The organism is Gordonia terrae, assembly GCF_051789125.1.
In the GTDB taxonomy this organism is placed as follows: Bacteria; Actinomycetota; Actinomycetes; order Mycobacteriales; family Mycobacteriaceae; genus Gordonia; species Gordonia terrae_A.
On sequence record NZ_CP196526.1, the window covers coordinates 1832728 to 1846184 of the forward strand.

Below are 13457 nucleotides of genomic sequence, written 5' to 3' on the forward strand. Positions count from 1 at the left end.
GTCTCCTTTAGCCGACGCTGTTGACGTCGAAGGTGAGGAGGGCGTAGGTGCCCATCGTGAGGACGAGGATCATCGACACGGCGAGCAGCACGTTCAGCCAGAAGCGGGTCGAGTCCTTGCGGGAGTAGTCGGCGATCACGGTGCGCACGCCGTTGCCGCCGTGGAGCTGAGCCAACCACAGCATGGTCAGATCCCAGATCTGCCAGAAGGGCGAACTCCACCGCGCGGCGACGAACGAGGCGTCGATGCGGTGAACACCGCCGTCCCAAGCCAGCATGATGAACATGTGGCCGATCGTCAGGACGACGAGCAGCAGGCCCGAGAAGCGCATGAACAGCCACGCGTTTTTCTCGAAGTTCCCGCCCTTGGGCTTGCGGGGCGAGCGCGGGTTGTCCAGGCTCGCGGGACGATCGTGTTGGGTACCGAGGGTCTTGGCGACACCGGTGGCTTCCGAGGTGGTCATCTCTGGTGTCTCCTACAGGTGGCTGAACATGATCTGCAGCAGGCGGACCGCGCCGGCACCGAAGACGATGACGAACAGGGTCATGGCCACCCACAGCATCTGCCGCTGGTACTTGGGGCCCTTGGACCAGAAGTCCACGAGGATCAGGCGCACACCGTTGAAGGCGTGGAACAGGACGCAGGCGACCAGGGCGATCTCCATGAGACCGATGAGCGGCGTCTTGTAGGTCTCGATGATCGCGTCGTACTGGTTGGGGTCGACGCGGATGACCGCGGTGTCCAGCACGTGCACGAACAGGAAGAAGAAGATGGTGACGCCCGTGATGCGGTGGAGGACCCACGACCACATGCCGGGATCGCCGCGATACAGGGAACGTCTGCGCACCGGGTCGGGTGCGACTTCCATTGAGGTGCTCATCGGGAAACTGGCCTCCAACATCGTCGATGGACGCATCGAATCGGCATGCTCCGACTCGACCATGGACCCATAGAAAGAGACTCTAAACCCATGCTGACAGCGGTGGTAAATTGCCCGAACCGATCTGGGCGACAAGACATTACGAGTTAGGTTTGCCTTACCCAAGCTTTGTGGTGATGAAGTTCCGATGAACGGCCGGTTACGCCGTGCGACAGGAGATCTACGTGGTTGCCGAAGTCGAGTGGAATATGTTGCGGGACAAGGCGAAAAGTGTCGTCGGACATGCCTACGCCCCGTACTCCGGGTATCCGGTCGGGGCCGCGGGCCTGACCGCCGATGGGCATGTGGTCTCCGGGTGCAATGTGGAAAATGTCTCATACGGTCTCGGCGTCTGCGCCGAGGTCTCGCTGGTCGGGCAGCTGGTGAGCGGCGGGGGCCGGACGCTGCGTGCGGTCAGCGTCTGCGACGCCAGAGGGGCCGTGCTGATGCCATGCGGTCGGTGCCGTCAGGTCCTGCTGGAGTTCGGCGGACGCGAGCTGCTCGTCGATCACCCCGACGGTCCCCGGGCGCTGGGCTCGCTGCTGCCCGATGCGTTCGGTCCCGACGACCTGGCCGCGGTCCGCGCATGACCGGCGCGGTCGGCGACGCCATCCACGCCGTGTCGGTGATCGCGACCAAACGCGGCGGACGCACGCTCAGCGACGCGCAGATCGCCTGGATGGTCGACGGTTACACCCGCGGCGAGGTCGCCCCCGAGCAGATGTCGGCGTTGCTGATGGCGATCTTTCTCCGTGGCATGAACAGGCGCGAGATCGCTTCGTGGACCCACGCCATGATCGACAGCGGGCGCCGGATGGACCTCTCCGGACTGCGTCGCGAAGGACGACCCCTCGTGACGGTGGACAAACACTCGACCGGCGGCGTCGGCGACAAGATCACGCTCCCGCTCACCCCGCTCGTCGCCTCGTTCGGCGTCGCCGTCCCGCAACTGTCCGGCCGGGGGCTCGGCCACACCGGGGGCACACTCGACAAGCTCGAATCCATTCCGGGATGGCGGGCCGAGGTCGGCGTCGAGGAGATGATCGACCAGCTCGAGCGGGTGGGGGCGGTCATCTGCGCCGCCGGTGCGGACCTGGCGCCGGCCGACCGCAAGCTGTACGCGTTGCGGGACGTCACCGGCACCGTCGAGTCCATCCCGCTTCTCGCCTCGTCGATCATGAGCAAGAAGATCGCAGAGGGTACCGGCGCGCTGGTGCTGGATGTGAAGACCGGGTCGGGTGCCTTCCTCCCCGACGAGGACGACGCCCGCGAACTCGCCTCGACCATGGTCGAACTCGGCCACGACGCGGGAGTGGACACCCGAGCGGTCATCACCGACATGAGCACGCCGCTCGGGCGGGCGGTCGGGAACGCCGTCGAGGTCGCCGAATCGGTGGAGGTGCTCGCCGGCGGCGGTCCCTCCGACGTCGTGGAGCTGACCTTGGCCCTGGCGCGGGAGATGCTCGACGCCGCGGGTCTGCCCGACGCCGATCCCGCCCTCCATCTCGCCGACGGTCGGGCGATGGACTCGTGGCGGGCCATGATCGCGGCGCAGGGCGGCGACCCGGACGCTCCGCTTCCGGTCGCCCGGCATCGCGAAGACGTGCCGGCCGATCGCGACGGTGTCGTCACCGGAATGGACGCACGGTCGGTCGGCGATGCCGCCTGGCGGCTCGGCGGTGGACGCGCGAAGCCGGGGGAGGCCGTCGCCGCGGAGGCCGGCGTGGTCATCCACGCCAAGCCCGGCGACCGGGTGCGCGCCGGTCAACCGCTCTTCACCTTGCACACGCGGGATGAATCCCGGCTGGCCGGAGCACGCGCATGCCTCGACGGTGCGGTGGCGATCGACGATCCGGCCGGTGATGTCGGCGCGCAGCGCCGCCCCCTGATCGTCGATCACGTTAGGTTCACAGCATGACGACGCTGACGCCGGCGAACATCTCCCTCGCACCCAAGGTCCTCCTGCACGACCACCTCGACGGCGGGTTGCGGCCCGCGACAGTCCTCGAGCTGGCCCGGGAGGTCGGTTACGAGGGGTTGCCGACCGACCCCGACGGGCACTCGATCGACGACGCCGCCACCCTCGCGCAGTGGTTTCGCGAGGCTGCCGACAGCGGGTCCCTCGAGCGGTACCTGGAGACCTTCTCGCACACCGTGGCGGTGATGCAGACAGCGCCGGCGCTCGAACGCGTCGCGCGGGAGTGCGTGGCCGACCTCGCCGATGACGGCGTCGTCTACGCCGAGGTCCGGTATGCGCCCGAGCAGCACCTCGAAGGCGGTCTGGACCTCGACGAGGTGGTGCAGGCGGTGCTGCGCGGCTTCGCCGACGGCGAGGCGGAAGCGGCCGCCCGGGGCAAGAGCATCACGGTGCGCTGCCTCGTGACCGCGATGCGGCACGCCGCGCGGTCACGCGAGATCGCCGAACTCGCGGTGCGTTACCGGGACCGCGGCGTCGTCGGCTTCGACATCGCCGGGGCGGAGGCCGGGCACCCGCCGACCCGTCACCTCGACGCGTTCGAGTACATGCGTGCCAACAGCGCACCGTTCACGATCCACGCGGGGGAGGCGTTCGGACTGCCGTCGATCCACGAGGCGATCGGTTTCTGCGGGACCGACCGGCTCGGGCACGGCGTGCGCGTCTTCGACGACATCGAGTTGCCCGCGGGCGTCGACCTCGCGGCACAGTCGTTCACCGGCGCACGACTGGGTCAGATCGCCAACGTCGTGCGGGACAAGCGGATTCCGCTCGAGTTGTGCCCGAGCTCGAATGTCCAGACCGGCGCCGTCGCCTCGCTCGCCGAGCATCCCTTCAACGTGCTGGCGCGGTTGCGATTCCGCGTCACCGTGAACACCGACAACCGGCTCATGTCCGACACCACGATGAGCAAGGAGTTCGGGCTGCTCGCCGAGCAGTTCGGTTACGGCTGGGCCGACTTCGAGCGCTTCACCGTGAATGCCATGAAGTCGGCGTTCATCCACTTCGACGAACGCCTCGCGTTCATCGACGACATCATCAAGCCCGGATACGCGGTGCTCCTGGGCTGACGGGTCGGCGTCGGATCGGGTGCTCAGCCCTTCTTGGTGAGTCGGGCCTCGAAGTCGTGCTCGAGCGCCCGCCACGCCTCGGCCTCGTTCTCGAACGGACCGCTGGGGGCCATGCGCTTGGGGTCGGGGTTCACCGTGTAGTCCACGAACCAGCCCAGCGGCGTCGTCGTACCGAGTGCCTCGTTCACCGTGTCGTCGCCCGCGTAGTCGGCGGCGTCGGTGAACAGTTCGACGGCCAGGTCGAGCTGGTCCCGGTCCATCCGTCGGGGCCCGTCGATGATGTCGTCGGCGAGGCCGGGCAGGACATAGACATTGTCGTCGATGACGTCGAACTCGAGTGAGCCGTCGGTGGCCTCGGTGCGGACCTGCTCGAACGTCGACAAGTCCGCGAGGTCGTGGGTGTTGTCGTCGGCGAGGAACCGCGACAAGGCACGTGCGGAGGAGAACACGAAGATCTTGCCGTTGGCGCCGAGGAAGACCGGGTCGTCGCCGAGGTAGCAGCGCAGCGTCAGGTACTCGCCCGCGCTGGTGACGATCCGGATCGGATCGATGCCGACGGATGCCCAGAAGTCGTCATCGTCGTAGTCGTCCGCGTCTTCGTCGTCTTCTTCTTCATCGTCGACGGCCGTGTCGTCTGCGTCGTCGGTGTCGTCCGCGGAATCGTCGGCGCCGACGATCTCGATGTCGTCATCGGCCGGTTCGTCCTCGTCCTCGGCGGATGCGGCGGCCTCGAGTTCGGCTTCGGCGGTCTCGACGGCCTTGGGGTCGACCTCCGGCGTGGAGATGACCCCGTCGATGGCATCGAGCACATCGTCCCAGTGCTTGGCGATCAGCCGTCCGATGCGCACCCAGAGGTCGGCGCCCTCGCGGCCGTCGAAGTTGCGGGTGCCGGTCGTGACGGCGCCGACGATCGGGTTGCCGTTGAAGAACTTGGTGACCGGGGTCAGTTCGCAGACCTCACCGAGGATCCGCACGATCTCCAGTGCGTCCTCGAGTTCGGCGATGACCTCCGGGGTGGGGTCCTCGGCGGCCAGTTCGGGTACGCCGACGAGGTCGTAGCTGTGGCGTTCGTCGGGCACGAGTTCGTCGGCCTGCAGACCGACGACCGTGGACCACGCCGGGTGCTCGACGAGATCGTTGTCGTCGCTGGTGCGGATGAACGCGGCGAGCTCGGCGACCCCGGGCAGCACGTAGAGATCCTCGTCGAGTCCGAGGAAGGCCTCCCACTCGTCGTCACCCTCGCGCCAGCGAGGTGCCCACAGTGTGAAGCTGTTTCCGTCGGTGAGTCCGAGCTCAATCGGGACGATGTCTCCGGCCATGGGGACACAGCCTAGCGATTGTCGACGCCGATTCCAGTAGTGCCCCCACAGACTCTCGGTGGTCTGCGGACGACGAATCGGTGAACGGCCGCGCCATCGACGACGACGGCTGCGCGAACGCTTGTCATCGTGGACGGAAGAAGCCCTCGAAGGTCTGATCGAGGTTAGACGTCCGTACCGCCGAAACGCTCACCGGGTCACCGGCTTCCACCATCTGATTGTTTCCGATGTACATGGCGACGTGCCCGGACCACACCGCGAGATCTCCGGGTCGGAGTTGGGCCTGCGACACCCGGATGCCCGCGGTGTCCTGGTCCTGGGCCAGGCGCGGCAGATCAACGCCGGCCTGTCGATAGGCCCATTGGGTCAACCCGCTGCAGTCGAACCCGTCCGGCGTAGTTCCGCCCCAGACGTAGGGAACTCCGCGCTGGCTCAACGCCGCACGTACCGCCGTGGCGGCCCGTTGGTCGGGTGCGTAGGCCACCGAACCGTCCGGCAGGGTGATGGGAACGCCACCGCGGACGGGGGTTGTGGACAGTCCGTTCGCCGGGTCTGCGACCGTTCCCTCGGCCGGGGCGGTGTGCCGGGCCAGGGCGGTCATCGCCTCGGTGTCCGACCGGAGATCCGCTCGCGCACGGCTCACGGTCGCGATGCCCCGCCCGATGTGGTCGATCGCCACCGGGAGGATCGCGAGGAGACCCGCCGGCGTGATCGGACCGCCGGCCAGCGCGTGGGCGGAACGGTCGAACGAGTCCACGAGCCCGTCGAGATGGGCCGCCGCGGCATGCACCGTGCCGCTCGCCCGCTCGACGAGACGGGCGAATTCGTCGGCGCTCTCCGCCAGCCCGGTCATTGTCTGCTGGAGTGCTCCAGCCGCATCTCCCGCGCCCGCCGCGCCCGCGCCCTGCCAGGTGGTGAGCGCGGTATCGGTGACCGAGACGGATCGACGGCGTGCAGACTCCACGGTGCCGGCGGCGACGCGAAGTGTCTCGGCGGGATTTCCCGGCGACAGGACGCCGGTGCCGAGTGCGTCGACGAGTCTGCGCAGCGGTTCGATGAGCAGTTCGACGCCGATCACAGGGTCAGCTCCCGGTCGGCGGCTGCGCAGTCGCAGTCGACGTAAGCGGCGTCGGCGGATCGCGTGGTCGTCGCGATCTGTCGATGACGAGCCGCGATCGCGTCGGTCGTGCTCCGGTGGGCCTGGAGGAACTCGGCGACGGCGGCGAGGAATTCGGCGCCGATCAGGCCGAAGGTGACCGCGAGGTCGACCAGATCCGTCGGCTCGTGGCCGGGCCCGTCGCCGAGGAGGGCTCCGTTGTCCCGGTGAGCATCGGCGAACGTTCGCAGGGCGATCGAATCGGTGTGGAGGCGGGCATGTGCCGGATGGTCCGGCGTCGGGGCGGGGGATGCGGCGGATGAGGAGAACGGGCTCATGGGTTTCAGACGCTGCGCAGCGCCGGCGGGTTCCATCTCTCTGTGGGAACTCGTCGTGATTCGGAAGCGCCCCGTTCGAGAGTGGTGCGAGACGGGGAGTCGCCCACGCTGCACGCGTGTCCCGCCCAGGAAATAGGGTGGTCGCCATGGATTGCCTGATCGTCGACCATCCCCTCGCGGCCGCGCGGCTCACCACCATGCGGGACGAGAACACCGACAACGCCGGGTTCCGGGCGGCTCTGTCGGACCTCACGCAGATGCTGATCTACGAGGCCCTCGTGGGCGCCCCGAGCGCTGATGTCGTCATCAACACCCCGCTGACCTCACACACCGGGTCGCGGTTGGCGGCCCCACCGCTGCTGGTCCCGGTGCTGCGTGCCGGACTCGGCATGGTGGAGCAGGCCCACGCGATGGTCCCGGAGGCGCACGTCGGATTCGTCGGTCTCGCACGCGACGAGGAGACCGCGCAGCCGGTGCCGTACCTCGAGTCGCTACCCGAGGACCTGGCGGGGAGGCCGGTGTTCGTCCTCGATCCGATGCTCGCAACCGGCGGGTCGATGCTCCACACCATCGAGCTCCTCGTGGCGCGCAACGCCACCGACATCACCGCGGTGTGCGTCGTCGCAGCCCCGGAAGGTGTTGCCGCTCTGGAGGAATCCGGTCACCCGTGTCGCCTCGTCGTGGCTGCGGTGGACGAGGGGCTCAACGACGTGAACTACATCGTGCCCGGTCTCGGTGACGCCGGTGACCGGCAGTTCGGTCCGCGATACTCGTAGGACTCCGACGCGCATCGCGTCATGCGGATCGTCGACGCCATCGTCCGCGGCATCAACCACATCGATAACCGTTGCCCCGAGGGCCATTTCGACGACGAAGAGCTCCCGCGAGACCGACCTCCCCGGCCTGGTGCCCCGGGGTGTCAGCTCGGCAGTGACCAATACGCCAGCATCGGCTCGGCGGTCAGCACGGTGCCGTTCTCGACGATGGTGAGGCTCGTCGGTGAGACGAGGTAGCTGACGGCTCCATTGCGCGCCTCGAAGGTGTCACCCGTGCGAGTCGGGAATTGCAGTTCGATCCCACCCTCGGGTGCGAGGCCCTTGTAATACCAGCGGCCCGTCTGGTTCCCGACCTGGCAGATCACCACGCGCGATCGAGAGGTCTGTCCCACCGCGACGGCGGGGTCGCCCGCGGCATTGCAGCGTGGACCGTCGGTGAAGCCCTGCCAGTCCGCGCCCGAGACGGAGGGCGCCGGGCGTGCCGGTGTCGACGAGGTGGCCGGTGTCGTCGGTGTCGTGGTGGTGGGCGTCGTCTCGGCGGGTCGGGTGATCGTGCTGGTGAACGTCGGAGTCGACGACTGCCCACCGTCGGCGGAGTCGCGGACCGCGGACTCGTCGTCCGCGGGAATGAAGAGCAGGGCTGCCAGCACTGCTGCGACGACCAGCAGCACACCTGCGCCGATCGCCACCAGTACCGCGGGCGACGACCACGGCGACCGGGGCGGTCCGGGAGACGTCTGGCCCGGTGGGTAACCGCCCTGGGGGTAACCGCCTTGCGGATAGCCGGCCGGACCGCTCGGTGGATGACTCATCTCGCTCCTTCGGTTCGCGCCGGGCCGGAATCCGTGCCGTGTCTACAGTTCGCCGACGATCTGCGCCAGCAACTCACCCATCCGGGTCGCGGACGTGCGTCCCACCTCCAGCACCTCCCCGTGGCTCAGGTGCTCGCCGGTCATGCCGGCCGCGAGGTTGGTGACCAGCGACACCCCGAGTACGTCGAGTCCGGCGGCGCGGGCCGCGATGGTCTCGTGCACGGTTGACATGCCGACCAGGTCGGCGCCCATCGTGCGCAGCATCCGGATCTCGGCCGGTGTCTCGTAGTGCGGGCCCGGCAGTCCGGCGTACACGCCTTCGGCAAGGCTCGGGTCGACACGGCGCGCGATGTCGCGCAGACGTGGCGCATAGGCGTCGACGAGGTCGACGAACCGGGCACCGACGAGGGGTGACCGGGCCGTCAGATTGAGATGGTCGGAAATCAGCACCGGTTGGCCGACCGCCATGTCCTCGCGCAGGCCGCCCGCCGCGTTGGTCAGCACGATGGAGCGCACGCCGGCCGCCGCGGCCGTCCGGACCGGGTGTACGACACGGGCCAGATCGTGACCTTCGTAGGCGTGAATTCGACCGAGCATCAACAGGATTCGACGGTCGTCGATGCGGATCGAATGGACCACTCCGCCATGGCCCGCGGCCGCGGGCGCGGTGAACCCGGGAATCGAGGCCATCGGCAGCGAACGAACCGGCCGCCCGAATGCGTCCGCCGCCGGCGCCCACCCGGACCCGAGGATGACGGCGACATCGTGTGTTGCAGCGTCGGTCTCGGCGGCGATCATGGCCGCAGCGGCGACCGCTGCGGCGTCTGGGTCGACAGTGGGATCCATGCGCCAACCCTAAACCGTGAGCGGGCCGGCCGATGCATGCCGAGATCACCCGGGCGATCGCGTCGGCGACGGAGAAGCGGCAGGCGATAAGGTCGGCACATGCCTTATCTGAAGGAGACCGGAGAGATCGTCGAACTCCACCTCGGTGCCCACGGGGAGGAGATCAGCGAGTCCAACCCCGAGAACCGCTTCCGGCTGGACTGGCTGGACGAGGTCGACCGGTTGCTCGACGACGTCGTTGCGGATCCGGCGCATCCGCTCGTGATCACGGCCACCGGCAAGTTCTTCTCGAACGGGCTCGACACCGACCACATCTTCGCCGCGCCCGATCAGCTTCCCGGTTACCTCGACCGCGTCCACGCGCTCTACGCGAAGGTCCTCACCCTGCCGGTACCGACCGTCAGTGCGATCAACGGCCACGCCTTCGGGGCCGGCGCGATGCTCGCACTGTGCACCGACCACGTCCTGATGCGCACCGAACGCGGATTCTGGTCGCTGCCGGAGGCCGCTCTCTCCATGCCGTTCACCCGCGGGATGGCTACCCTGCTGCGCACCAGGCTCGACGACCGGACCGCGACCGAGGCGATGTTCACCAGCCGTCGATACCCCGCCGACGAAGCGGTGGACGCCGGCATCGTCGACGAGGCGGTGGAGGTCGGGCAGCTCGCCGCCCACGCGGCCGCGATCGCCGCGGCGCGGGCCTCGACCGTCGGGCCGAATCTCGCACTGATCAAGCGTGGGCTCCGTGCTCCGCTGCTCGAGGACCTCGCGACACCGACACCGCCCGGAGTGTTCTGATGACCGCCGCGGGAGCGGGTTTCGCCGCGGCCGACAACCCCATCGACGCCTGGCTGGCCGCGCACGGAACAGAACTCATCGCATGGCGTCGGGACATCCATGCCCATCCCGAGCTGTCGCGCCAAGAGGTCCGCACCACCGAGCTCGTGATGGCGGAGCTGTCCGCCGCCGGTCTCACCCCACGCCGCCTCCCGCTGGGCACCGGCGTGGTCTGCGACCTCGGGCCGTCCGGTGAACCCCGCATCGGTCTGCGCGCCGACATGGACGCGCTGCCCATCACCGAACACACCGGTCTCCCGTTCACCTCCACCGTCGACGGGGCCTCGCACTCCTGCGGCCACGACGCGCACACCGCCATCCTCCTCGGCGTCGCCAAACTCCTCGCCGCCGCCGAACCCCTACCCGTGGGCGTGCGCCTGATCTTCCAGGCCGCCGAGGAGGTCATGCCGGGCGGCGCGCTCGACGCCATCGAGGCCGGCGTCACCGTCGGCCTCGGGCGGATCTTCGCGCTGCACTGCGACCCGCGCCTCCCCGTCGGCGCGATCGGACTCCGCTCCGGACCACTGACCTCGGCGGCCGACCACATCGAACTGCACCTCCACTCCGCGGGCGGTCACACCTCACGTCCGCACCTCACCGGCGACCTGATCTACGCGATGGGCACCGTCATCACCGGACTGCCCGGCATCCTGTCCCGTCGCGTCGACCCGCGCTCCGGCACGGTGATGGTGTGGGGCGCCGCCAACGCGGGTAGCGCCCCCAACGCCATTCCCCAGGAAGGACGGATGCGGGGCACGGTACGTACCGGCGACCACGGGACCTGGGCCGAACTGGAACCCCTCGTGCGCAGCGTCATCGGCGAACTCCTCGCACCGCTCGGCGTCCGCTACGACCTCTCGTACTTCCGGGGCGTGCCACCCGTCGTCAACGACGAGACTGCCGTCGAGATGTTCGAACGGTCTGTGTCCGCGATCGGCCCACGGGCTGTCGCCGACACCCCGCAGTCGCCCGGTGGCGAAGACTTCTCGTGGTATCTCGAACAGGTGCCGGGAGCGATGGCCCGTCTGGGCGTCTGGGACGGCTTCGGACCCCAGGTGGATCTGCACGCACCCAACTTCGACCTCGACGAACGATGCCTCGCCATCGGTGTTCGCGCTCTCGCGGGAATTGTCCTCAACGCGCGCAGTGCAGCAGGCTGAGCCCGACTCGATCAGTCGGCGGACCCGATCACCCAGCGGTCCTCATCACTCAGCCGGGCCGGGCCCGACATTGCGCGACTCGCGCAACCGCAGGTCTTGCACGTATTCGGCGGGTGCCCCGGCGATCTCGGCGGCCTCGGCCATCACACCCAGATAGCGCGCCGACGGCAGGCCGCCTTCGAACGCGTCGAGGACATACAGCCACGCCAGGACGGGCCCGTCCTCGGTGTCGATGCGCGCCCGGATCTTGCGGTGGATACCGAGTTCGGAACCCTCCCAGCGATCCAGCAGGTCCTCGTCCTCGGTGGTGACGTCGTAGAGGACGACGAACACGCGCGCCTCCGGGTCATCGCGATCCTCGGTGACCGTGGCCAGCGAACCCTCCCACCCGATGTCGCCGCCGCCGAAGGTCAGACGCCAACCGCGGAGCCATCCGGTGCCCGACATCGGCGAGTGCGGAGCGCGCTCGGCCATCTGCTCGGGATGCATGTTGGATCCGTAGGCTGCGTAAATCGGCACGGATGGAGCCTAGATGGTCCGCGGCCACTCCGGAAGGTGACACCGACCGGGGCCGGTCCGTTGTGATCCGTGCGTCCTCCGGGCCGAGTCGTGTCCCACATCACCGCCACCGGCTGACGGCCCATCGCCGGTCGGCCTCGTGCACGGCGCCGACACCGCGCGACTAGTTTGGTAGGCGGCGCGGACGCCGCTTGCCCGGTTCGCCCCCCGAGGAACGCACCACCCCGCGCGACCTCGACAGATCTCGACGACACGCAGTCGGTGCGCGACGCCCCCACGAGAGGCCGCTGAGCACCGGCGAGGAGAACAGGAGTGACAGTGACCAGGATCGTCATCATCGGCGGCGGACCGGCTGGCTACGAGGCCGCGCTCGCCGCGGCCGCCTACGGAGCCGACATCACGGTGATCGACTCGGACGGGATCGGTGGCGCCTGCGTGCTGTGGGACTGCGTGCCGTCGAAGACGTTCATCGCGTCGACCGGCATCCGCACCGAGGTCCGTCGCGCCGTCGACCTCGGCATCAACATCAAAGCCGATGACACCATGGTCACCCTGCCGCAGATCCACCAGCGCGTCCGTGACCTCGCGTTCGCCCAGTCCGCCGACATCCGGTCGCGCCTCGTGAGCGAGGGTGTGAAGCTCGTGAACGGGACCGCAACCCTTGACGACTCGCAGGTCGGGGTGTCGTCGCACTCGGTTCTGGCGACCCTGGCCGACGGCACCACGGAGCGCTTCGACGGCGACGTGGTGTTGCTCGCCACCGGCGCGTCGCCGCGGGTCCTGCCCGACGCACAACCCGACGGTGAACGCATCCTCACCTGGCGGCAGCTCTACGACCTCGAGAAACTGCCCGAGCACCTGGTCGTCATCGGGTCCGGTGTGACCGGCGCCGAGTTCGTCCACGCCTACACCGAGCTGGGCGTGAAGGTCACACTGGTGTCCAGCCGTGATCGCGTGCTCCCACACGAGGACGAGGACGCCGCGCTGGTCCTCGAGGACGCGCTCGCCGAACGCGGAGTCGAACTCGTCAAACATGCGCGGGCCGACCGGGTGGAGCGTTCCGGCGACACGGTGACCGCACATCTGGCCGACGGCTCGACCGTCACCGGTTCCCACGTACTCATGACCGTCGGGTCGATCCCCAACACCGCCGATCTGGGGCTCGAACGTGCCGGGGTCGCCGTCGGCAAGGGCGGCTACATCGACGTGGACCGGGTCTCGCGCACGTCGGTGGCCGGTATCTACGCTGCCGGTGACTGCACCGGACTCCTGCCGCTCGCGTCGGTGGCCGCCATGCAGGGACGCATCGCGATGTATCACGCGCTCGGCGAAGGTGTCAGCCCGATCAAGCTGAAAACCGTTGCGTCGGCGATCTTCACACGTCCGGAGATCGCCACGGTCGGGGTGTCGCAGAACGCCATCGACACCGGCGAATACCCCGCCCGGACCGTGATGCTCCCACTGGCCACCAACCCCCGGGCCAAGATGAGTGGGCTACGCCGAGGGTTCGTGAAGATCTTCTGCCGGCCGGCAACAGGCGTGGTCATCGGCGGAGTGGTGGTGGCGCCCAACGCATCCGAACTCATCCTGCCGATCGCGCTCGCCGTGCAGAACAAGCTGACGGTCGGCGACCTCGCACAGACGTTCTCGGTGTATCCGTCGCTGACGGGGTCGATCACCGAAGCGGCCCGTCAGCTCGTCCGCCACGACGATCTCGACTGACCCGATCGATCGGGCAACCGATCCGGGCGCCGGTCCGGGGTTGTGCACAGGACGCCTGCGCGCCCACT

The 13457-nt window shown here is 68.7% G+C and carries 15 protein-coding genes; 7 read left to right on the forward strand and 8 right to left on the reverse strand.

Features of this window, described 5'->3' with window-relative positions:
• Positions 1 to 7: 7 nt before the first annotated feature.
• Both ACSUZC_RS08330 and sdhC read right to left on the reverse strand, forming a co-directional pair.
• Positions 8 to 463, reverse strand: coding sequence for a succinate dehydrogenase hydrophobic membrane anchor subunit (locus ACSUZC_RS08330; protein WP_004021682.1), 456 nt, complete (start codon positions 461 to 463; stop codon positions 8 to 10).
• Positions 464 to 475: 12 nt separating this feature from the next.
• Positions 476 to 880, reverse strand: coding sequence for a succinate dehydrogenase, cytochrome b556 subunit (gene sdhC / locus ACSUZC_RS08335; RefSeq protein WP_439032371.1), 405 nt, complete (start codon positions 878 to 880; stop codon positions 476 to 478).
• A gap of 224 nt (positions 881 to 1104) precedes the next feature.
• Here sdhC and ACSUZC_RS08340 point away from each other — a divergent pair, with 224 nt between their 5' ends.
• From ACSUZC_RS08340 to ACSUZC_RS08350, 3 genes are read left to right on the forward strand one after another with little or no spacing between them, the layout of a single operon-like run.
• Positions 1105 to 1509: a cytidine deaminase gene (locus tag ACSUZC_RS08340; protein WP_439032372.1), complete on the forward strand. Its 405-nt coding sequence runs from the start codon at positions 1105 to 1107 to the stop codon at positions 1507 to 1509.
• Positions 1506 to 2837: a thymidine phosphorylase gene (locus ACSUZC_RS08345; RefSeq protein WP_439032373.1), complete on the forward strand. Its 1332-nt coding sequence runs from the start codon at positions 1506 to 1508 to the stop codon at positions 2835 to 2837. Before ACSUZC_RS08340 ends, ACSUZC_RS08345 begins: the two co-directional genes overlap by 4 nt.
• A complete protein-coding gene (locus ACSUZC_RS08350) occupies positions 2834 to 3964 on the forward strand; it encodes an adenosine deaminase (RefSeq protein WP_439032374.1) in 1131 nt (376 codons plus the stop codon). The genes ACSUZC_RS08345 and ACSUZC_RS08350 overlap by 4 nt, the downstream gene beginning before the upstream one ends.
• 23 nt (positions 3965 to 3987) lie before the next feature.
• On the opposite strand, the gene ACSUZC_RS08355 is transcribed toward ACSUZC_RS08350, so the two are convergent.
• The 3 genes from ACSUZC_RS08355 to ACSUZC_RS08365 all read right to left on the reverse strand — a co-directional run bounded on the left by ACSUZC_RS08355 (position 3988) and on the right by ACSUZC_RS08365 (position 6717).
• Positions 3988 to 5283, reverse strand: coding sequence for a primosomal protein (locus ACSUZC_RS08355; protein WP_439032375.1), 1296 nt, complete (start codon positions 5281 to 5283; stop codon positions 3988 to 3990).
• A 124-nt stretch (positions 5284 to 5407) separates the two neighbouring features.
• Complete coding sequence (locus ACSUZC_RS08360) at positions 5408 to 6361, reverse strand: C40 family peptidase (RefSeq protein WP_439032376.1); 954 nt, start codon at positions 6359 to 6361, stop codon at positions 5408 to 5410.
• Positions 6358 to 6717, reverse strand: a complete 360-nt coding sequence (locus ACSUZC_RS08365) for a type VII secretion target (protein WP_439032377.1) — start codon at positions 6715 to 6717, stop codon at positions 6358 to 6360. The genes ACSUZC_RS08360 and ACSUZC_RS08365 overlap by 4 nt, the downstream gene beginning before the upstream one ends.
• Positions 6718 to 6863: 146 nt before the next feature.
• Here ACSUZC_RS08365 and upp point away from each other — a divergent pair, with 146 nt between their 5' ends.
• Complete coding sequence (upp, locus tag ACSUZC_RS08370) at positions 6864 to 7493, forward strand: uracil phosphoribosyltransferase (protein WP_439032378.1); 630 nt, start codon at positions 6864 to 6866, stop codon at positions 7491 to 7493.
• Positions 7494 to 7636: 143 nt separating this feature from the next.
• Here the strand turns inward: upp and ACSUZC_RS08375 are convergent, their stop codons facing one another.
• On the reverse strand, positions 7637 to 8305 hold the full coding sequence (locus ACSUZC_RS08375) for a hypothetical protein (RefSeq protein ID WP_439032379.1): 669 nt from the start codon (positions 8303 to 8305) through the stop codon (positions 7637 to 7639).
• Positions 8306 to 8347: 42 nt separating this feature from the next.
• Positions 8348 to 9151, reverse strand: coding sequence for a purine-nucleoside phosphorylase (locus ACSUZC_RS08380; RefSeq protein ID WP_439032380.1), 804 nt, complete (start codon positions 9149 to 9151; stop codon positions 8348 to 8350).
• A 99-nt stretch (positions 9152 to 9250) separates the two neighbouring features.
• Here ACSUZC_RS08380 and ACSUZC_RS08385 point away from each other — a divergent pair, with 99 nt between their 5' ends.
• Both ACSUZC_RS08385 and ACSUZC_RS08390 read left to right on the forward strand, forming a co-directional pair.
• Entirely contained in the window at positions 9251 to 9949 is a 699-nt protein-coding gene (locus tag ACSUZC_RS08385) for an enoyl-CoA hydratase/isomerase family protein (protein ID WP_439032381.1), read from the forward strand.
• Positions 9949 to 11148, forward strand: a complete 1200-nt coding sequence (locus ACSUZC_RS08390; RefSeq protein WP_439032382.1) for an amidohydrolase — start codon at positions 9949 to 9951, stop codon at positions 11146 to 11148. Before ACSUZC_RS08385 ends, ACSUZC_RS08390 begins: the two co-directional genes overlap by 1 nt.
• A gap of 45 nt (positions 11149 to 11193) precedes the next feature.
• On the opposite strand, the gene ACSUZC_RS08395 is transcribed toward ACSUZC_RS08390, so the two are convergent.
• Entirely contained in the window at positions 11194 to 11667 is a 474-nt protein-coding gene (locus tag ACSUZC_RS08395) for a gamma-glutamylcyclotransferase (RefSeq protein ID WP_439032383.1), read from the reverse strand.
• Between the two features lie 318 nt (positions 11668 to 11985).
• Between ACSUZC_RS08395 and ACSUZC_RS08400 the strand changes: the two genes are divergently transcribed.
• Positions 11986 to 13389 (forward strand): NAD(P)H-quinone dehydrogenase, encoded by a 1404-nt coding sequence (locus ACSUZC_RS08400; protein ID WP_439033039.1) that lies wholly within the window; start codon positions 11986 to 11988, stop codon positions 13387 to 13389.
• The last annotated feature ends 68 nt before the right edge of the window (positions 13390 to 13457 follow it).